Source organism: Streptomyces sp. NPDC040405 (assembly GCF_055595765.1).
The window spans coordinates 124296-144482 of the sequence record NZ_JBVIVI010000003.1; the positions used below are offsets into that span (position 1 = coordinate 124296).

The 20187-nt window shown below is 72.7% G+C and carries 18 protein-coding genes and 1 pseudogene; 14 read left to right on the forward strand and 5 right to left on the reverse strand.

What is annotated here, in order from left to right:
* Positions 1-93: 93 nt before the first annotated feature.
* The 3 genes from ACZ59A_RS14610 to ACZ59A_RS14620 all read right to left on the reverse strand — a co-directional run bounded on the left by ACZ59A_RS14610 (position 94) and on the right by ACZ59A_RS14620 (position 2260).
* Positions 94-744, reverse strand: a complete 651-nt coding sequence (locus ACZ59A_RS14610; protein ID WP_470958146.1) for a Crp/Fnr family transcriptional regulator — start codon at positions 742-744, stop codon at positions 94-96.
* A gap of 249 nt (positions 745-993) precedes the next feature.
* Positions 994-1146 carry a hypothetical protein gene (locus tag ACZ59A_RS14615; RefSeq protein WP_470958148.1) on the reverse strand — a complete coding sequence of 51 codons (153 nt, stop codon included), beginning with the start codon at positions 1144-1146 and terminating at the stop codon, positions 994-996.
* A 304-nt stretch (positions 1147-1450) separates the two neighbouring features.
* Entirely contained in the window at positions 1451-2260 is an 810-nt protein-coding gene (locus ACZ59A_RS14620; RefSeq protein ID WP_470958150.1) for an IclR family transcriptional regulator, read from the reverse strand.
* Positions 2261-2468: 208 nt separating this feature from the next.
* On the opposite strand from ACZ59A_RS14620, the pseudogene ACZ59A_RS14625 reads away from it, so the two are divergent.
* The 4 genes and pseudogenes from ACZ59A_RS14625 to ACZ59A_RS14640 form a co-directional block, all read left to right on the forward strand.
* Positions 2469-2810: pseudogene (locus tag ACZ59A_RS14625) on the forward strand (RraA family protein); the annotation flags it as partial.
* Between the two features lie 118 nt (positions 2811-2928).
* Positions 2929-3258: a hypothetical protein gene (locus tag ACZ59A_RS14630; RefSeq protein WP_470959713.1), complete on the forward strand. Its 330-nt coding sequence runs from the start codon at positions 2929-2931 to the stop codon at positions 3256-3258.
* A complete protein-coding gene (locus tag ACZ59A_RS14635; RefSeq protein WP_470959647.1) occupies positions 3255-4457 on the forward strand; it encodes an L-talarate/galactarate dehydratase in 1203 nt (400 codons plus the stop codon). The genes ACZ59A_RS14630 and ACZ59A_RS14635 overlap by 4 nt, the downstream gene beginning before the upstream one ends.
* A gap of 75 nt (positions 4458-4532) precedes the next feature.
* Entirely contained in the window at positions 4533-4685 is a 153-nt protein-coding gene (locus ACZ59A_RS14640) for a hypothetical protein (RefSeq protein ID WP_468048494.1), read from the forward strand.
* A 19-nt stretch (positions 4686-4704) separates the two neighbouring features.
* Here the strand turns inward: ACZ59A_RS14640 and ACZ59A_RS14645 are convergent, their stop codons facing one another.
* Together ACZ59A_RS14645 and ACZ59A_RS14650 are read right to left on the reverse strand one after the other, a co-directional pair.
* On the reverse strand, positions 4705-5379 hold the full coding sequence (locus ACZ59A_RS14645; protein ID WP_470958153.1) for a response regulator: 675 nt from the start codon (positions 5377-5379) through the stop codon (positions 4705-4707).
* 47 nt (positions 5380-5426) lie between these two features.
* Entirely contained in the window at positions 5427-6641 is a 1215-nt protein-coding gene (locus tag ACZ59A_RS14650) for a sensor histidine kinase (protein WP_470958156.1), read from the reverse strand.
* 107 nt (positions 6642-6748) lie between these two features.
* Here ACZ59A_RS14650 and ACZ59A_RS14655 point away from each other — a divergent pair, with 107 nt between their 5' ends.
* The 10 genes from ACZ59A_RS14655 to ACZ59A_RS14700 all read left to right on the forward strand — a co-directional run bounded on the left by ACZ59A_RS14655 (position 6749) and on the right by ACZ59A_RS14700 (position 20172).
* Positions 6749-7669 carry an ABC transporter ATP-binding protein gene (locus ACZ59A_RS14655; RefSeq protein WP_470958159.1) on the forward strand — a complete coding sequence of 307 codons (921 nt, stop codon included), beginning with the start codon at positions 6749-6751 and terminating at the stop codon, positions 7667-7669.
* A 31-nt stretch (positions 7670-7700) separates the two neighbouring features.
* Complete coding sequence (locus ACZ59A_RS14660) at positions 7701-8435, forward strand: ABC transporter permease (protein ID WP_470958161.1); 735 nt, start codon at positions 7701-7703, stop codon at positions 8433-8435.
* A gap of 143 nt (positions 8436-8578) precedes the next feature.
* Positions 8579-9112 (forward strand): EF-hand domain-containing protein, encoded by a 534-nt coding sequence (locus ACZ59A_RS14665; RefSeq protein WP_470958164.1) that lies wholly within the window; start codon positions 8579-8581, stop codon positions 9110-9112.
* Positions 9113-9363: 251 nt separating this feature from the next.
* The gene (locus ACZ59A_RS14670; RefSeq protein WP_470958167.1) at positions 9364-10995 is read left to right on the forward strand and encodes an acyl-CoA dehydrogenase family protein; all 1632 of its coding nucleotides are present in this window, start codon (positions 9364-9366) and stop codon (positions 10993-10995) included.
* The gene (locus ACZ59A_RS14675) at positions 10992-12362 is read left to right on the forward strand and encodes a cytochrome P450 (RefSeq protein ID WP_470958170.1); all 1371 of its coding nucleotides are present in this window, start codon (positions 10992-10994) and stop codon (positions 12360-12362) included. Before ACZ59A_RS14670 ends, ACZ59A_RS14675 begins: the two co-directional genes overlap by 4 nt.
* Before the next feature lie 65 nt (positions 12363-12427).
* Entirely contained in the window at positions 12428-13357 is a 930-nt protein-coding gene (locus ACZ59A_RS14680) for a cyclase family protein (protein WP_470958173.1), read from the forward strand.
* 120 nt (positions 13358-13477) lie between these two features.
* Complete coding sequence (locus ACZ59A_RS14685; RefSeq protein WP_470958175.1) at positions 13478-16297, forward strand: SpoIIE family protein phosphatase; 2820 nt, start codon at positions 13478-13480, stop codon at positions 16295-16297.
* A 165-nt stretch (positions 16298-16462) separates the two neighbouring features.
* Entirely contained in the window at positions 16463-17956 is a 1494-nt protein-coding gene (locus ACZ59A_RS14690; RefSeq protein ID WP_470959649.1) for a sugar ABC transporter ATP-binding protein, read from the forward strand.
* 10 nt (positions 17957-17966) lie between these two features.
* The gene (locus ACZ59A_RS14695; RefSeq protein WP_470958178.1) at positions 17967-19049 is read left to right on the forward strand and encodes an ABC transporter permease; all 1083 of its coding nucleotides are present in this window, start codon (positions 17967-17969) and stop codon (positions 19047-19049) included.
* On the forward strand, positions 19033-20172 hold the full coding sequence (locus ACZ59A_RS14700; protein WP_470958181.1) for a substrate-binding domain-containing protein: 1140 nt from the start codon (positions 19033-19035) through the stop codon (positions 20170-20172). The genes ACZ59A_RS14695 and ACZ59A_RS14700 overlap by 17 nt, the downstream gene beginning before the upstream one ends.
* Positions 20173-20187 lie beyond the last annotated feature (15 nt).

Sequence of the window (20187 nt, forward strand, 5' to 3'; positions counted from 1 at the left end):
CACCTGTCTGGTGAAGTGACGGATGTGGACCCGCTTCCGCGAGCCGGGCATCAACTGTGCAAGCAGACCGTGGGGAACATGGCGAAAGCCGTACTAATACGGTTTCCGCGGAGGGCCGGATGAGGGGTCGGGCAGGCCCGCGGTCCGACGGAGACCCGCCAGGTCGAGCACCGTGATGCGGCGATAGCCGGTGTCGAGCAGCCGCTCTTGGCGCAGCTCTCTGAGCGCCTTGTGGACGGTGACTTCCGAGGAGCCGGTCAGTGCGGCCAGTTCCGGCTGGCTCAGGGCGACACCGATGACGAGACTCCGGCGCACCTGATGGCCGTGCGACACCGCGAGCTCCGACAGCACCCGGGCAAGCCGTGCCTTGACGGGAAGCCCGCCGTACTCCACCCGGCGGCGGTTGGCCCAGCGCAGCTTCTCGATGACCATGCCGGTGAGCGTGATCGCGGCGTCGGAGTGGCGGTGGAGAAAGCGCTGCAGGTCCTCGTATTCCACGACACTGGCCGAGATCTCACCGCATGCGGTGACCGTCGCCGATCTCGGAGCGTCGTCCAGGGCGGCCATCTCGCCCACGATGTCGCCACCGGCCCGGATCGCCAGCAGGGCTTCACGGCCGTTCTCCAGCTGGGCGGTGACCTTGGCGAACCCGGAGTGCAGCAGGACCACGTACTGGGTGCGGTCGCCCTCCTGGATGAGGATGTCCTCCGGCGAGAAGCGGCGGCGGGTCCCGATCTGCAGCATGTCCGCCCGGACGCAGTCCCGCAGCCTGCCCAGGAAGCTGCGCAGAGGCCAGCCGTCGGGTAACGGAGGGCGGGCACCGGCACGCTCGGAACCGCGGGGGCCAGTCGGGGCAGCGCCCTCCAGTGTCAAGGTCACTTCCTCCGGACGCGGCCACTCGGCGAGGCTTGGCTCAGACAAAGACGTTTGGTGCTGTCTCAGGACATCACTCCCGACTGGTGCGAACAAGGGGCACTCGCTGGAGCCCTGCGCTCAACCGCGGTTGAGCGGACGGCGTGGCCGGAACTCGCCGCCGTCGCCCGCCTCACCGAACGCACCGGACGCCGCCACGCATACGGCCGCGAGCAAGATCCTCCGGCGCGTCGTGCCGGTCTTCGCGGTCATGATGATGTGCAACCAGCTCAACCGCTCGAACATCGGCTACGCGCAGGAACACCTGGAGGCCGACCTCGGGATCGGCGCGGCCGCGTACGGCCTGGGCGCCGGGCTGTTCTTCATCACGTACATGCTGTGCGAGGTCCCCTCGAACCTGCTCATGGCGCGGTTCGGCGCGAAGATCTGGCTGTCCCGGATCTGCGTGAGCTGGGGGACTGGTCTCGGAGGTCGAAGGGGTCGGTCGGCTGACCAATCCGGTGGTGGCGAAGGCGTGACGCGGCGCGAGGCGGCGACCGTACGCCCACGGGCCCATGGGCGCGGCTCGCCCGGGCGGTCAGTCCCGCGGCGGTACGTACCCGAGCACGGCCGAGAGGTCGGCGCACACCTTCGCCACCACCGGCCCGTACGTGGCGATGGACGGCTCCATCCGCTCCGCCACGCCCGCCACGCTGATCGCGGCCACCGGCAGCCCCGTGTGGTCGTACACCGCCGCGCCGCAGCAGGCGCTGGAGCCGTCGAACTCGCGGATGTCCTGGGCGTATCCGCGCTCCCGGGTGCGCACCACCTCGGCGTGCAGCTCGGAGACGGTCGCCGCGCTCACCGGGGACCCGGCGTCGCGGACCAGCTCGACCAGCATCTCCTCCAGGCGGGGCTCGGGCAGCGCCGAGAGATAGGCGCGTCCCAGGGAGGTGATGTGCATGGGGCGGGACGAGCCCAGCTCGGCGGTGACGGCGGCCGGGCGCGGTCCGCGCTCGCGATGGATGAACACCATCGACAGGCCGTTGGGGACGGCGAGGCTGACCGTCTCCTGGGTGAGGTCGACCAGCGTACGAAGGGCCGGGGTCGCCGCGTCCAGCAGGCTGGTGGCGGCGACGGCGGCGTTGGCGAGGCGCATCGCGGCGGGCCCGAGCCGCAGGTGTCCGGTCACCGGGTCGAGGCTCAGCCAGTCCTGGGCGCGCAGCCGCTCGACCAGGCGGTACGCCGTAGAGCGGGACAGCCCGAGCGCCTGGGCCAGCTCGGCCGTCGTGCAGCTGCGGGCTCGTGAGAGATGGTCGAGGATCGCCAGGCCGCGGTCCAGCGCCCCCGGGCCGCGCTCCGAGCCGCCGGGCCGGGCGGCCGACGCCGTGTCGCCTGCTGTCTCCATGGTGAAAGTGTCTCCCGCTCTCCGTCGCCCGACACGCGAGTTCGCCACCCGACGCGCGACCTCGGTAAATCCCAATGAATGAGATTACCGGGCCCTTGTGTGCCCCGGAAGCCCCTTGCTGGGTTTCTACTGTTCATTCAGTGGGACAGTGCACTATCCAATGAGACGTGAAGGTGTCTCGATGCTTCCCCCTAACAGGAGTGATCGCATGGCCGCTGCCTACGACAGCAAGCTCCCGCCGCTTGCCCCGGAGGTCCGCGAGAAGTTCTCCCGGGTCTCGACCGCCACCCTCGCGACCCGGCTGTTCGCCCTGGGCCTGCGCCAGCAGTTCCTGGTCGGGGTGCGCGCCCTCAACCCGGACCTCGCCGGGTTCGTCGGCGAGGCGTTCACCATGAGGTTCATCCCGGCCCGCGAGGACATCGACACCCTCGACTCCCTGCACCGGGAGGACAACCTCCAGTGGCTGGGCGTCGAATCCCTCTCCGACGGCCAGGTCCTGGTCATCGACAGCCGCTCCGACATCAGCGCCGCGTCCGCCGGGGACATGCTGGTCACCCGCGCCCTGCACCGGGGCGCGACGGGGGTGGTCACCGACGGGGCGTTCCGCGACGGACACGTCCGGGCCCTGGCACGGCGCGCGGACCATCGCGGAGAACTGGCGGCGCCTGGTGCTGACGATCGGCTCCGCATGGACCATCGACCGCCTGATCACCGATCCCACCTCGCATCAGGCCGTCATCGAGTGGACCCACTACAAGACCGCCCTGAACGGCTTCCTGCGCGGCGACGAGTGGTACGTCTTCGACGAAGGGACCGGCCTGATCACCGAGATCCGCGCGTACTACGCCTCCCGCGGGGACGGCCGGGACCACATCGAGCTGGAGGACTTCGACTACGAAGGCCGCGGCTACCACCTGGCCTGCCCCGTCTCCCGCCCGCACCCGGACGCCGCCGCGCCCGCACCCACCACCCGCGCAACCGAGGAGACCGTGGCGTGACCGCCGTCAGCGAACACTCCGTGGCACCGGCCGACGCCGTGGCGCGCAAGCCCTGGGCGCAGGCCCCCGGCGAGGCGACCACCGACCGCATCACCCACGTCCGCCTCTCCCTGGTCAACCTGCCGCTGCACGCGCCGATCTCGGACGCCAAGGTGCTCACCGGGCGGCAGAAGCCGCTCACCGAGATCGCCTTCCTCTTCGCCGAGACCACCGCGGAATCCGGCTGCACCGGCCTCGGCTTCGGCTACTCCAAGCGGGCCGGTGGCCCCGCCCTGTACGCCCACGCCAAGGAGATCGCCCCCGAACTGCTGGGGGAGGACCCCTCCGACATCTCCCGGCTGTGGTCCAAGCTCGTCTGGGCCGGTGCCTCCATGGGCCGCAGCGGTGTCGCCGTCCAGGCGCTCGCCGCGCTCGACATCGCCCTGTGGGACCTCAAGGCCCGGCGCGCGGGGCTGCCGCTGGCCAAACTCCTCGGCGCCCACCGCGACTCCGTACCCGTGTACAACACCTCCGGCGGCTACCTCTCGATGCCCATCGAGCAGGTGCTCGACAACGTGGACCGCGCCCTCTCGCGTGGCATCGGCGGCATCAAGCTCAAGGTCGGCTCACCCGACGCGCGAGTGGACCTGGAGCGGGTGCGCCGCGTCCGTGAACACCTCGGCGACGGCGTGCCGTTGATGGTCGACGCCAACCAGCAGTGGGACCGCCTCACCGCGGTCCGGATCGGTCGGCAGCTGGAGGAATTCCACCTCACCTGGATCGAGGAACCCCTCGACGCGTACGACGCGCAGGGCCACGCCGACCTCGCCGCCACCCTCGACACCCCCGTCGCCACCGGCGAGATGCTCACCAGCTTCGGCGAACACGCTCAAGCGATCGAGGCCCGGGCCGCGGATTTCGTCCAGCCCGACGCCCCGCGTGTGGGCGGCATCACCCCGTTCCTCCAGATCATGCACCTCGCCGACCACAAGGGTCTCGCCCTCGCGCCGCACTTCGTGATGGAAATCCACGTCCACCTCTCCGCCGCCTACCCGCGCAGCGCCTGGGTCGAGCACTTCGAGTGGCTGGAGCCGATGTTCAACGAGCGCCTGGAGATGGCCGACGGCCGCCTGGCCGTCCCCAGCCGCCCCGGCCTGGGCCTCTCCCTGAGCGAGCAGGCGGCGGCCTGGACGGTCGACAGCGCGGAGCTCGCACAGTAGGCCCGGGTAACCGAGGGTTACGGGAACATCAACAAGCCTCTGCACCCACCGTCGCGTTGTCGTAATGTGTGGCGAATGAGCTCACGTGACCCGGAGCCCCGACCTCCGTTCACCGCAGTCGGCAAGACGGACAGAGTGCTGGCGATACTGATCATCATCGGTATCGCCTTCGGGGTGTTCTGGCTGGTGTCAAGCCTCGCCTCGTCCTACATAGGGTTCTTCACCTGACGCGGCCACCGCCGCCTGGTCACCCCCGGGCGGCGCGGCCCGGTGACACGAAACCGGACTCGTACGCGGCGATGACCGCCTGTGTGCGGTCCCGGGCGCCGAGTTTCGCCAGTACGGAGCTCACATGCGACTTGACGGTCTCGGGGCCCACCACCAGCCGCGCCGCGATCTCCGCGTTCGACAGGCCGCGGGCCACGAGGCGCAGCACGTCGCCCTCGCGCTCGGTCAGCGCGGCGCGCTCCAGGGGCGCCCGGCCCTCGGCGTTGCCGTGGGTCTCGCCGTACGAAGCGGCCAGCTGGCGGACCGCCGCCGGGAACAGCAGCGAATCGCCCTCGGCCACCAGCCGCACGGCCTGCACGATCTCCGCCGGACGCGCCCGCTTGAGCAGGAAACCGTCGGCGCCCGCGCGCAGCGCCCCGTACACGTACTCGTCGTTCTCGAAGGTCGTCACCACGATGATCTTCGGCGGGTCCGGCACCGTGCGCAGGACGGTCCGGGTGGCCTCGATGCCGTCCATGAGCGGCATCCGTACGTCCATGGCGACGACGTCGGGCCGCAGCTGCCGCACCAGGGGGATCACGGCGGCACCGTCGGCCGCCTCGCCCACCACCTCGATGTCCGGCTGTGCCTCCAGTACGGCGCGCAGTCCCGCCCGCACCAAGGGCTCGTCGTCGACCAGCAGAACGGTGAGCATCCGCCCAGCATAGGCGGTGACTTGATCACCGCGGCAGCACCGCGACGTCACCGCAGTGGCAGGTCCACACGGACCAGCCACTGGCCCTCGTCGTGTCCCGTACGGGCCTCGCCGCCGAGCAGCGCCGCGCGCTCGCGGATCCCGCGCAGCCCGCTGCCACCGCCCGTGGCGGCCACCGCTGCCGCCGGGGACAGGGGGTTGCGCACCTCCAGCCGCAGCCGTGCCGCGTCCACGGCGATGCGCACGCGGACGGGGACCGGACCCGCGTGCCGCAGCACATTGGTCAGGGCCTCCTGGAGGATCCGGTAGCCCTCGCGGGACACCGGGCCCGGCACCCGCTCCAGCGGACCGGTCACCTCGGCGTCGATCCGCGCCCCCGAGGACCGCGCGGAGTGCAGCAGCCGGTCCGCGTCGCCGAGGGCGGGCCGGGCGCCGGGCGGCGGAGCCGTTTCGCGCAGCACCATCAGAACCCGTTCCAGATCCTCCAGCGCGGCCCGCCCCGACTCCTCGATGGTCTCCAGCGCCCGGTCGGTGAAATCCGGATCGGCGGCCGCCCGGGCGGCGCCCGCCTGCACCACGGCCAGGGTGAGGGCGTGGCCGAGGGAATCGTGCAACTCCCGGGCGATGCGGTTGCGTTCCAGCAGCCGTTCGGTACGTTCCTCCAACTCCGCCAGCCGCTCCTTGGCCGACGGGCCGAGCAGCCGACGGGCGGCCCCGGCCATGAGGGCGCCCGCCCCGGCGGCCAGGGCGGCCAGGACCAGCAGGGGAACCGGTATCAGCAGGGCGTACGCCCAGCCCGCGCCGGGCACGCGCAACGGCGCGTCGGCCACGCCGGGATCCCCCGCGGCGGCCCCGGCGAGCCACAGGCACAGGGCCATCAACTGCCCCGTCACCAGCGCGACGGCGAACCCCGCCTCCATGCGCAGCACCAGCCAGACACCGGTCCTGGCCCGGTCGCTCCACGAAGCGGACGGAGCGGCCGAGACCCCCGGATCCTCCTCCCCGCGCACCCGCGCCTGCGGCCCGGGGAACAGCATCAGCCGCGCCTGCAGCCCCTCCGCCCGGCGCACCGCGGGCACCAGGGCCGCGGCCAGGACCAGGGGCACCGGCAGGACCGCGATCAGTACCCAGTCGGCCGACGACGGACGGACCAGCCCCGGATAGATCATGGCGCAGACGAACGGCACGATCGCCCCCACCAGCAGATGAAGCCAGCGGGTGTACGTGACCGCACGCGTCAGCGGCAGCAGGAGGCGTGGCATGCCGTCATCGTGGCAGAGCGGGCGGCGCGGCGGCTCCCCCGCGCGGGGGAGCCGGTCTCCTCCGGCGGGGGATGCCCGGCCCCCGGCCATACGGCCAGGCTGGGGCCATGACCAGCATCGACGTGCACGACCTGACGAAGCGGTACGGCAGCACCCGGGCCGTCGACCGGCTCACGCTGAGCGTCGAACCGGGCCGGGTCACCGGATTCCTCGGCCCCAACGGCGCGGGCAAGTCCAGCACCATGCGTCTCATCCTCGGCCTCGACCACCCCACCTCCGGCACCGCCACCGTCGGCGGCCGCCCGTACGCGACACTGCGCGAACCCCTGCGCACGGCCGGGGCCCTGCTCGACGCGCAGGCGGCCCACGGCTCCCGGACCGCCCGCGACCATCTGCGCTGCCTCGCGGTCGGCAACCGCCTTCCGGTCCGCCGCGTGGATCAGGTGCTGGAGGAGACCGGCCTCGCCACCGTGGCGGGCCGCCGCATCAGAACCTTCTCGCTGGGCATGCGCCAGCGCCTCGGCATCGCCACCGCGCTCCTCGGGGACCCGCCCGTGCTGCTGCTGGACGAGCCCGCCAACGGTCTCGACCCCGAAGGCATCGTCTGGATCCGCGAGTTGCTGCGCCGACTCGCCCGGGAGGGGCGCACGGTCCTGGTCTCCAGCCATCTGATGAACGAGACCGCCACCTACGCCGACCACCTCGTCGTCCTCGCCCGGGGCAGGCTCCTCGCCGATGTCTCCATGGCCGACTTCATCGAGCGGCACAGCCAGGCGCGGGTACGGGTGCGCACCAGCGAACCCGCCCGGCTGCGGGCCACGCTGCGGGCCGACGGATTCACGGTCCTGGGCGGCGAGGACGGCGGATGGGTGGTCGAAGGCGCCAGGGCCGAACAGGTCGGGGCCGCCGCAGCCCGTGCGGGTATCCCCGTCCTCGAACTCGCCAACCAGCGCGCCTCGTTGGAGCAGGGCTATCTCGCCCTCACCGCGGACGAGGCGGAGTTCACCGCCACTGCCGCGACCACCTGACCTCCCCGACCCCCTGACAGGAGACCCGACCATGTCCGTCACAGCGGTGCTGCACGCCGAGTGGCTCAAGATCAGCACCATCCGGGCGAGCCTCGGCTCCCTCATCGCGGTCTTCGCCGCCACGGTGGCCATCACCGTGCTGGTGTTCGCCACCGTCGGCGGGACAGAGCTGAGCGGCGCCGACGACCCCGTCTTCGGCGCCTTCTACGCGATCAACTTCGCGCAGATCGCCGCCATCGCCTTCGGCGCCACCGCCGTCTCCTCCGAGTACGGACACGGCGCGCTGCGGATCTCCCTGTCGGCCGTACCGCACCGGGGCCTCTTCTACGCGGCAAAGACGGCGGCCGTGGCCGGTGCCGCACTCGCCGTGGGGCTCGCGACGGCCTTCGCCACCTTCTTCGCGGGCCAGGCGTTCCTGGGCGAGGACGCCATCGGCCTCGGCGCACCCGGAGCGCTGCGGGCGTGCCTCGGCGCGGGGATCTACCTGGCCCTGATGGCCCTGTTCGCCGCCGGGCTCACCTTCCTGCTGCGCAGCGCGACCGCGGTGCTGAGCCTGCTCATCCCGTTCATCCTCATCGTGGGCTTCGTGATCGGAGACCTTGCCGGGAGCGCCGCCGACTATCTGCCGGACCGCGCCGGGCAACAGGTGCTGCACCAGGCGCCGGAGGGCGGCGTCGGCCCCTGGACGGGCCTCGCGGTGACGGCGCTGTGGGCGGCGGCCGCGCTCCTGGCCGGTGGGTGGGCCGTGCGCCGGCGGGACGCCTGAACGTCACGTATGAGGCGCGTTTTTCACTCCAAAGAGATTCCATGACGGGTGAACTCTCCTGGCCGCTCTCGGTAATCTTTCATGCGCTTCGGAAAATATTCGAGGCGCGGCGAGCTGTCGGCACCGGAGGAGTGGGGACTCTCATGGGCGCGCTACTGGACCAGAAGTACGAAAAGCTGTTCGCCTTGCTGGACGCTAATGGCGATGGTGTGATCGCCGAAGACGACTTCGAACTGATGGGCAGCCGCGTTCTGGCCGCCGTCGGCGAGGAGCGCTCGGCGGCCAAGGGCAAGGAATACGCCGACGCGTTGATGACGTACTGGCGGGCGCTGCGCGAGACCGCCGACGCCGACGGTGACGGCCGGATCGACAAGGGCGAGTTCCGCCAGGCCCTGCGCCAGGTCAGCGACCAGTTCGACGTGCTGATCGGCCCGCTCTACCGGGCGGGCTTCCATCTCGCCGACCGGGATGACGACGGTTTGGTCAGCAAGGCGGAATTCGTCGCCGTCATCTCCGCCACCGGGGTCCCCGAGGCGGAGGCCGGGGTGGCCTTCGACCAGCTGACCGAGCACGGCGGGCAGTTGACGAAGGACCAGCTGATGACCGCCGCCTCGCAGTACTACCGCGACGAGGACCCGGCCAATACCGCGAGCCATTTGCTCTTCGGCGCACTCTGAGCCGAGGCGGCGGACGGGGGGAGAGGGCGGAGATGGGCACTGCCGTCTTGGCGGGCCGGGCACAGGTGTCGCTGTTGACCGAGGTGCTCTTCGACGGGCGATTCGACGAGGTGCACAGACCCTGGACGGAGCGATTCCGTCGGGACATTTTCCGTTACCGCGATGGATTGTCGCTTTCGGAGCGTTCCGAACTCGCCTATGAGCGTTTACGGGTCGTCAATGACGGAATCGAATCCGTCGAGGACTTGGTCATGGCGACGGACCGGCTGGTGTCGCTGCACGAGTGGCTGGGAATGGTCGACGGCTCGCTGACCACTCTGGCGACCATCCACTACAACCTGTTTCTCGGCAGCCTTCTCCGCCTCGACCCCCGCCGCACCGTGGACCTCACGCCGTTCACCCGGCTGCGGCGGTACGGCACCGTTCTGATCACCGAGCTCGGCTACGGGAACAACGCCGCCGAGCTGGAGACCACGGCCGTCTACCAGCCGGAAGCCGACACCTTCGTCCTGCACACCCCGTCGGCCGGTGCCCAGAAGTTCATGCCCAACACCGGCCCCGCCGGGGGCAGCAAGAGCGGACTGGTCGCGGCCAGGCTGATCGTCCGCGGCCAGGACTGCGGCGTGTTCCTGTTTCTCGTACCGCTGCGCGACGAGCGGGGGCCGCTGCCCGGCATCCGGATACGCCCCCTCTCGGAGACCCCCGGTTCGGCGGTCGACCACGCCATCACCTCGTTCGACCAGGTCGTGCTGGAGCGTGCGGCGCTGCTGGCCGGAGACCACGCGGACCTCACCGACGAAGGTGCCTTCCGTAGCGTGATCGGCAGTCGGCGCCGCCGGTTCCTGCGGTCCATCCAGCGCGTCACCACGGGCAAGCTCTGCCTGGCCGCGGCGGCGCTGGGCGGAGCCCGGGCGGGCCTCGCCGTCGCCATGCGGTACGCCCATCGGCGGCACACCTTCGCCCCCGCGAGCCGGACCGGTGTCCCGGTCTTCGCCTACCGCTGCCACCAGACCAGACTGCTCGGGGCGGCGGCCCGCGCCTACGCGGCGACCTTCCTGCTGCGCGAGGCCACCCGCCGCTGCACCGGACAGGACGACCCCGAGTCGCCCGAGGCGGAGGTGCTCGTCGCGGCGGCGAAGGGCTGGATCACCTGGCAGGCCAGGGACATCGCGAGCGAAAGCCGCGAACGCTGCGGCGCCCAGGGGCTGTTGTCGGCCAACCGCATTGTGGACCTGATCACGCCGATCGAGTCCACCATCACGGCCGAAGGGGACAACCTCGTCATCTGGACGAAGGCCGCCGCCGACATGCTGACCGGGCGCGGCTACGACCCGCCCGCCGTTCCCGCCGCGCGGACCGGCCCCCCGACCGGCCACCAGACCGCCCCGCTGACCTGCCCGCTGACCGACCGCGCCTTTCTGCTCGACCTGCTCGTGCGGCACGAGCTGTACTGCCTCCAGCACGCCCGCGGCCGGATCAGCCTGCCCAGCGACGGCCCGCTCGACCGCTGGAACCAGGCGGTGAACCCGGCCCTGGACCTCGTGGACGCGTACGCCACCCGGCGCGCCGCCCAGGCGTTCCTGGCCGCTGCCGACCGCATCGCCGACGACGCCACGCGGAGCCTGCTGGAGCAGGTCTTCCAGCTGTTCGTCCTGCAGCGTCTCGCCCCGCACGCGGGCCTGCTGCTGGCGGACGGCCACCTCACCGCCGACACGGTCCGCGACCTCGCCCCCGCCGTCGACCGCGTCAGCACCGAACTGGCCCCCCACGCACTGGCCCTCGTGGCGGCGTTCGCCATCCCGGACGACCTCCTCCAGGCGCCCATCGCCACCGACGGGTACGCCGCCGCCTACGACGACCCGGCCGGGCCCTGGCAGCCATGAGCGACGCCTTTACGAGGGAGCCGACGTGGGACCCCCGGCACTTCCCACCCGCCTCCCGAGCGCCGCGGCCCGTGCAGACGGTGCGGATGCTCCGGGACCCCCAGGGATACGCGCGCTCCCTGCGCCGCCGGTTCGGGCCCGTCTTCTCGCTCCGTACGTACCCCTACCGCGGCGCCCTCGTCTGCGCCGCCGACGCCGCGGCCAACCGGGCGGTGCTGACCGACCACGAGCGGTTCACCGGCGGTGACGCCGCCGCCCTGCTGGCGCCCGCGATCGGCGCCGGATCGCTGATCTGCACCCCGCCACCCCTGCACCTGACCCACCGCAAGCTGCTGCTGCCGCCCTTCCACGGGGCGCGGATCGCCCGCTGGGCGCAGCGGGTGCGGGAGCTGGTGCACTCCGGGCTGCCCGAACTGCTGGGCGGCGACGGCGTTCCCGTGCGGCCGTGGGCGCAGCGGCTGACGCTCGACGTCATCCTGAGAGTCGTCCTCGGCCTGGCCGACCCGGCCCGCGTCGCCACGTTCCGCCACGCGCTGAACGCGTACGTCGCCACGGACAACCTCGCCGTCCTGTTCCTGCCGGGGGCGCTGCGGCGCGATCTCGGGCCGCTCTCGCCGGGCGGCCGCTTCCACCGGCTCCGCGCGGCCGTATGGGACCTGACCCGCGAGGAGATCGCCGCCCGCCGGGCCGCGCCCGACCGCGCCGAGCGCGACGACGTGCTGTCCATGCTGCTGGACGCGCGCGACGACCACGGCGCCGGGCTGGACGACGCACAGCTGCTGGACGAGGTGACCGGTCTCGTCCTGGCCGGTTACGAGACCACGGCGACCACGATCGCCTGGACCCTGCACCTGCTCGCCCACCACCCCGCCGCCCGCGACGCCCTGGTCGCCGACCTCGACGCGGGCTCGGACCGACTGCTCAAGGCGACCGTCAAGGAGTCCTGCCGACTGCGCCCCGCCGTCTACAACGCCATGCGCACCGCGGCGCACGACACAGAGCTGGGCGGCCACCCGGTGCCGCGCCACGCGTTCGTCGCGGCGCTGTTCCCGCTCACCCACCTCGACCCCGAGCTCTGGCCGGAGCCGGACGCCTTCCGGCCCGAGCGCCACCTTGGCGCGGACCCGCTGCCGTACGCGCTGACCCCGTTCGGCGGCGGCCTGCGGCGCTGCATCGGGGTGTCGCTGGCCCAGCTGGAGATCGAGACCGTGCTGAGGGAAATCCTCGCGACCGCCCTCCCCGAACCGGCCGGTCCCCCGGAGGCGGCACGGCTGGTGGCGGTGACGATCGTCCCCGCCCGGGGCGGGCGGATCCGGCTCCGCGCGCGCCGGGCGCACCGCTCCGCCGCACGTATCTGGCAGTTTTAGACACTTGTAGACTTTTGACGGAAGCCGTTCCGAACCCCATCGGGGTGAGCACGGATGACCGACGGATGACGAGCAGCAACGGACCCGCCGTCTCCCGCGAGGAGTTCGACGCCCTCTTCGAGGCGGTCCGGACATGGGGGCGCTGGGCGCAGGCCGGTCGCGGCGCCTGGAACCGGGTGACCCCGGAGCAGGTGCTGCGGGCCCTCGCCCGGGTGCGGTCCGGGGTCGTCGTTCCGCTGGCGCGGCCCTGGGACACTCGGCCCGCGCCGGACAACCCCAGGCCCGCGCTGCACCATATGACGGACCTCGGGGATGTGGAGGCGCCGGAGCCCTCCGTATACAAGGACTTCCTCGCCGCCGACTACCACGGCAAGGGCATCTCCCATCTCGACGCGCTGTCCCATGCCGCCTACCGGGGGCAGCTCTACGGCGGCCGGGCGGCGCATGAGGTGATCGACGCCGCGGGAGCCCGCCACGGGTCGGTCGCGGACCTCGGGCCGCTCGTCACGACGGGTGTCCTGCTCGACCTCCCCGCCGTCCTGGGGACCGCCTGGCTGGAGCCGGGGCAGGCGGTGCACGCCGAGGACATCGTCGCCGCCGAACGGGCCCTGCGGGTGACCATCGGCGAAGGGGACGCGGTGCTGCTGCGCTCCGGGAGCCCGCGCCGTCGCGCGGAACGCGGCGCCTGGGATCCCGGCGCGGCGAGCGCGGGGCTCCATGTGGACGCCGTCCCGTTGCTGGCCGAGCGCGGCATCGCCCTGCTCGGCGGGGACGGCGACAGCGACGTACGGCCCTCGCCGGTCGACGGTGTGCACTCCCCGGTCCATGCGCTCGCCCTGGCGGCGATGGGGGTGCCGCTGCTGGACAACCTCGATCTCGAAGCGCTCTCCGCCGCCACGGCCGAGGCGGGCCGCTCCGCGTTCTTGCTGGTCGTGGCGCCGTTGAACGTTCCGGGCGGAACGGGCTCGCCCGTCACCCCGGTCGCCGTGCTGTGACCGCCGAGCCGGGGTCGGTCACCGTATGTGGCGTATCGAACACATGTTTCCCTTGCTCGCCGCCGCATGGTCCATACCCGTTATTGTCGAAGAGTGGACTTTTGGGGCTAATCGCGGCGAATGGCTAGGAGTGGCGTGATTCGGTCCGGTGAGGAAGCGATCCTGGCAGGGCTCGTGGCAGGCGGCATCGGGCCCGCACGTTCGCGTGAGCGATTTCTGGAGGGGGAGACGGTCCAGTCGGGCGGCGTGCGCAGCCTGATCCTCAATTCATGGCAGCGCTGCCGGACCCAGGGCCTGTCGCTGGGCGGCTTCGAGCTTCCGTTCCGGCAGTTCGATCCCGAGGACCGGCTGGTCCGCGCCGCCGGTCCGGTGCTCGACCGGCTGCGGGCCAGGTTCCAGGGCAGCCCGATGAACATCGCGCTCGCCGACGGGAACGGCACCGTGCTCCAGCGCCGCTTCGGCGACGAGTCGTGGGCCAGAACGCTCCCGCCCATCCAGCAGGTACCGGGTTTCGTCTTCGCCGAGCGGTACGCCGGTACCAACGGCATCGGCCTCGCCCTGGCGGAACGGCGGCTCATCCAGGTCTACGGTGCCGAGCACTTCGCCGAGCGCGGCCTGTCGAACGGCTGCAGCGCGATACCCGTCCGCGACCCGCTCAGCGGGCGCATCGACGGCATCCTGTGCCTCGCCTATCCGCGCAGCTCCGGGCACCCGGCGCTGGACGCCGTACTGCGCAGGGCGACCCGGGCCATCGAGCGGCGGCTGCTGGCGCAGAGTTCGGCGCGGGAGCGCGGGCTGCTGCGCGCGTATCTGGACGCGGGTGACGCGTCGCGGACCGGCGAGGACGGCGGGCACGCCATCGGGGTGGACGCCTTCGTACGGGGGCTGCACCGCGGCGATCAGATGATGATCAAGGAGAGGGCCGCCGAGCTGCTGTCCCACGGGCAGCGGGCCGCCACCGACGTGAGCCTTTCCGACGGGCGGCGGGTCACCCTGGTGAGCCGTCCGATGACGAGCGCGGCCGGAGTGGAGGGCGTGGTCGTCGAGGCCATGTTCCCCGACCGCACACCGCCGCCCCTCACCCTCCCTCCGCACCTCGCCCCGCGCCCCGCCCGGCACCCCTCCGGCGCCGCGCCCGGCCAGGGCACCCCGGCGGCCACACCATCGGCCGCGGGCACCCCGGCCGCCGGGGAGGGCGGCACGGCGGGCCACGCCACCGACGGCCTGGCCGGGCTGGTGCTGGTCGGCGAGCCGGAGGTGGGGAAGTACGCCCTGGCCGCGCGACGCCGCATGGAGTTGCTGTCCGAGGCCAGCGCGCGCATCGGCACCACCCTGGACGTGCGCCGCACCGCCCTGGAGCTCGCCGAGACGGCCGTCCCCCGGCTGGCCGACTTCGTCACCATCGACCTGCCAGACGCCGTGCTGCGCGGTGCCGAAACCCTCGACCCCCGGCACGATCTGCGCCGCGCGGTGGTCCACGGCATCCGCGACGACTGCCCCTTCTACCCGGTCGGCAAGCGGATCGAATACCACCCCACCACGCCCCAGCTGCGCTGCGTGGGCACCGGGCACGCGCTGCTCGAACCGGACCTGACGACCGCCGCGGGATGGCTCATCCAGGACCCCGAGCACACCGCACGGCTGCTGTCCCACGTCGGCTCCCTTATCGCCGTCCCCCTGGTCGCCCGCGGCACCGTGCTGGGCATCGTCAGCTTCTACCGCTCGCTCGACCACGCGCCGTTCGGCGACGACGACCGTTCGCTGGCCCAGGAGCTGGCGACCCGCGCGGCCCTTTCCATGGACAACGCCCGGCGCTACACCCGCGAGCACAACATGGTGCTGGCCCTGCAGCACAGCCTGCTCCCGCACGGCGTGCCCGGTCAGGACGCCGTCGAGGTCGCCCACCGCTATCTGCCCGCCGAGTCGCGGGTGGGCGGGGACTGGTACGACATCATCCCGCTGCCCGGCACCCGCGTCGGTCTCGTCGTCGGCGACGTCGTCGGCCACGGCATGCACTCCGCCGCCACGATGGGGCGGCTGCGCACCGCCGCGCGCAGCTTCGCCGAACTCGACTTCCCGCCGGACGAGGTGCTGACCCACCTCGACAACCTGGTGCTCCGTCTGGACCGGGAGGAGAGCAGCGAGGGCACGGGTGACGGCTTCGGCATCATCGGCGCGACCTGCCTGTACGTCGTCTACGACCCGACCTCGCAGCGCTGCGCCATGGCCCGCGCCGGGCACCCGCCGCCCGCGCTGGTCCGCCCCGACGGCACCGTGTCGTTTCCCGACCTGCCCGCCGGACCCCCGCTCGGCCTGGGCGGTCTGCCCTTCGAGACCGCCGAGATCGAGGTCCCCGAGGGCAGTCGGCTGGTGCTCTACACCGACGGGCTCATCGAGGACCGGAACCGCGGCATCGACGTGGCCCTCGATCGGCTGCGCGAGGTCCTGGCCCACCCGGACCGCACCCCCGAGGACACCTGCCAGGCGGTGCTGGACGACGTGGCGCCCGCGCACCCCTGCGACGACATCGCGGTGCTCGTCGCCCGTACCCATGCCCTCGACGCCCACCGGATCGCCACCTGGGAGCTGCCCACCGACCCGGCTGTCGTCAGCGAGATGCGGGCCGCCGCCGTCCGGCAGCTGGCCGACTGGGGCCGGGAGGAGATCTCGTTCGTGGCGGAGCTGCTGCTGAGCGAGCTGGTGACCAACGCCCTGCGGCACGGCAGCGGGCCCATCCGGGTGCGCCTGCTGCATGGCCGCACCCTGATCTGCGAGGTCTCCGACACCAGCAGCACCGCGCCGCATCTGCGCCGGGCGGCCACCACCGACGAGGACGGCCGGGGGCTGTTCCTCGTCGCCCAGCTGGCCCTGGCCTGGGGCACCCGCCACACCCCGGACGGCAAGGTCATCTGGGCCGAATGCCCCTACGAGACCGTGTGAGCCCGGGGCACCCGCCCCCTCGCCCCCTCGACCCGTAGACCCGTTGACCCCTAGGCCCGTTGGCCCGTTGGAGTAACGGAGGCATCGAGGGCCGCCTCATGCGGTAAATGCCATGACCCGTCCCGTAAGGTCTCGGATGTGAGGTGGGAATCCACGTCCCCGGCCATGGGAGCGGAACCGCTCGTCCGCATCCGGGCCCTCAGCAAGCGATTCGGCGGCACGCTCGCGCTGGACCGCGTCGACCTCGACATCCACCGGGGCAGTGTGCTCGCACTGCTCGGCCCCAACGGCGCCGGGAAGTCCACCCTCATCAAAGTGCTCGCGGGATACCACCCCGCCGACGGCGGCACGGTGACGGTGGCCGGGCACCCGCTCGGCACCGAGGCCGCCTCGCGGAACATGGCCTTCACCCATCAGGACCTCGGCCTCGTGGAGTGGATGACGGTCGCCGAGAACATCGCCCTGACCACCGGGTATCCACGCCGTGGCGGGCTGATCTCCTGGCGGCGCGCCCGGGAGCGCGGCGCCGAGGTCCTGCGAACCGTCGCCGGACACCTGCCGCCCGACGCCCGGATCGCCGACCTCGCTCCCGCCGAACGCTCCCTGGTCGCCATCGCCCGCGCCCTCGCGGCACGGGCGCGGCTCATCGTCCTCGACGAGCCGACCGCCAGCCTCCCCGCCGCCGACAGCGCCCGGCTCTTCGACGTCCTGCACACCCTGCGCGACCTGGGGCACGCCATCCTCTACGTCACCCATCGCCTCGACGAGGTGCACGAGGTCGCGGACGCCTTCGCGGTGCTGCGCGACGGCCGCCTCGTCAGCCGGGGCCCGCTGGCGGAACACGGCGCCGACCGTCTGGTGCGGGACATCGTGGGCGACGAACCGACCGGCTACCGGTCCGGCACGGTCCCCGCCCGTGGCCCGGCCGTGCTGACCCTCGACGGCGTCCGGACCGCGGGGGCCGGGCCGGTCTCCCTCGAACTGCGGGCCGGGGAGATCCTCGGGCTGGTGGGGCTCACCGGCGCCGGGCACCGGGAGCTGGGCCGTGCCCTCGCGGGCGCCGGGCCGATGGCCGCCGGGCGGGTGCTCCTCGACGGGCGGCCGTACCGCCCGCGTACGGTCGCCGCCGCCGTCGCCTCCGGGGTCGGCCTGGTGACCGGCGACAGGGTGGCGGAGGGCTGCGCGGCCGAGCTGACCGTACGGGAAAACCTGCTGGCCAACCCGCGGGTGGGCGGTCCGCCGACGCGGCGCTGGATCAGCCCCCGCCGGGAGCGGGCAGAGGCCCGCGCCCTGATCGAGCGGTTCTCGGTGCGGCCCCCCGACAGCGAGGCCCCGATCGCCACCCTGTCCGGCGGCAACCAGCAGAAGGTCATGCTCGGCCGGTGGCTCCGCGGGGGCTTGCGCGTGCTGATCCTGGAGGAGCCGACCGCGAGCGTGGACATCGGCGCCAAGGCCGCGATCCACCGGCTGCTCGACGACGCGCTGGCGACCGGTCTCGCGGCGGTGCTCATCTCCACCGACTTCGAGGAGGTCGCGGGGGTGTGCCGCCGCGCCCTGGTGTTCGTCCGGGGCGCCGTGACGACCGAGCTGGCGGGTACGTCGCTCACCGTCGCGGAACTCACCCGGGCGGCGTCGGCGCTGTCCGCGCCGGGAGAATGAGGCCCCCCGGATGACGCCTCCGCCCCCGCCCTCGCCCCGGTCCCGGCCGGGACCGCCCGGCAGACCGGGCCGGGGGCACGGCCGGGGCCGGGCGGGCGGGCATCTGATCGGTACGTACGGCCTGCTGGCTCTCACCGCCCTGCTGTTCCTGATCTTCTCCGTGACCCTGCCGCGCACCTTCCCGACCCTGGAGAACATCTCCGCGATCCTGGCCAACCAGTCGATCCCGGCCATCCTGGCGCTCGGCGCGACGGTCCCCATCGTGACCGGCAACTTCGACCTCTCCCTCGGATACGGCCTGGGGCTGGCGCATGTGATGGTGATGCAGCTCATCGTCCACGCGGGGTGGCCCTGGCCGCTGGCCTGCCTGGCGGTGATCGCCGGGGGAACGGTGGTCGGCGTGCTCAACGGAGTCATCACCGAGTTCGGCCAGATCGACTCCTTCATCGCCACCCTCGGGACCGGCAGCATGCTGTACGCCGTCACCGGCTGGATCACCGGCGGCGGCAGGATCGTTCCCGGCCCGGCGGGACTGCCGGACGCCTTCACCGACATCTACGACTCCACCTTCCTCGGCCTGCCGGTCCCCGCGTTCTACGTACTCGCCCTGGCCATCGCCCTCTGGCTGCTGCTGGAGCGGCTGCCGCTCGGCCGGTATCTGTACGTCATCGGCTCGAACCGCCGCGCCGCCGACCTCGTCGGCATCCCCACCCGCCGGTACACCGTCTGCGCGTTCGCCGTATCGGGCCTGGTCGTCGGCTTCGCCGGGGTGCTCCTCGCGGCCCAGCAGCAGCTCGGCAACCCGAGCGTCGGCCTCGACTATCTGCTGCCCGCCTTCGCCGGTGCGCTGCTCGGCTCCACCGCGATCAAGCCCGGCCGCGCCAACGCCATGGGAACGCTCGTCGCCGTGGCGGTCCTCGCCATCGGGCTCTCCGGCATCGGCCAGCTCGGTGCGCAGTTCTGGGTGACGCCGCTGTTCAACGGCGGCACCCTGCTGGTCGTCGTCGGCCTGGCCGGTTACGCCGCGCGTCGTCGGCTGCGTACGGGCATCACCGCGGACCGACCGAGGAGTTCCCGTGCGGCCCCGCCGTAGGACCGCCCTCGGCGCCGCCGTGCTGCTGGCGGCGGCCGTCCTCGCCGGTTGCGAGCGCGGCTCGTCGGCCGGGGGAGGGGACGCCACCGCGGGGCCGCGGGGCTGCCCCGCCGTCCTCGCCCGGGCCGAGGCCGCCGTCGCGCGGGCCGAGCGGACCGATGTCCCCTGGACCGGCCCGTGGCGCGGCCCCCGGGCGGTGCCCGGCAAGACCATCGTCTACGTCGCGCAGACCATGACCAACCCCGGCGTCGCGGGCACCGCGCAGGGGGTGCGGGACGCGGCGAGGGCCATCGGCTGGAAGGTCCGGGTGATCGACGGCGGCGGCACCCCCGCGGGCATCCAGGCGGCGCTGAGCGAGGCCGTCACCCTCAAGCCCTCGGGCATCGTCATCGGCGGCTTCGACCCCCACTCGACCGCGCGGCAGGTCGCGCAGGCCGAGGCGGCGCACATCCCGCTCGTCGGCTGGCACGCGGTCGCCTCGCCCGGCCCCAGCACCAGGCCCCGGCTGTTCACCAACGTCACCACCAAGGTCGAGGAGACGGCCAGGATCAGCGCGGACTGGGTGATCGCGCGGTCCCGCGGCAGGGCCGGAGTCGTGGTCTTCACCGACGCCTCGATCCCCTTCGCGAGGAACAAGTCCGAGCTGATCAGGAAGGAGCTGGCGACCTGCCGGGACGTCAGACTGCTGGCGTACGAGAACATTCCCATCCCGGACGCGGGCAGCCGCACCCCCCAGGAGGTCTCCTCCCTCCTCTCCCGCTTCCCGCACGACTGGACCTACTCCGTCGCCATCAACGACCTGTACTTCGCGGACGCGGCCCCGGCCCTCCGCGCGGGCGGCAAGCGGGGCTCAGGACCTCCCTTCAACATCGGCGCGGGGGACGGCGACCCCTCCGCCTTCCAGCGCGTCAACCACCAGCAGTACCAGGCCGCCACCGTCCCCGAGCCACTGACCCAGCAGGGCTGGCAGATGGTCGACGAGTTCAACCGGGCGTTCTCCGGCCGGGGACCCAGCGGGTACAGCGCCCCGGTCCACATCGCCACGGCCGCCAACAGCGCGGGGGCGACGAGCTGGAACCCGCCGGGCTATCGGGCGGCGTACCGCGCGATCTGGGGCGCGTGACGTCACGACCGACGT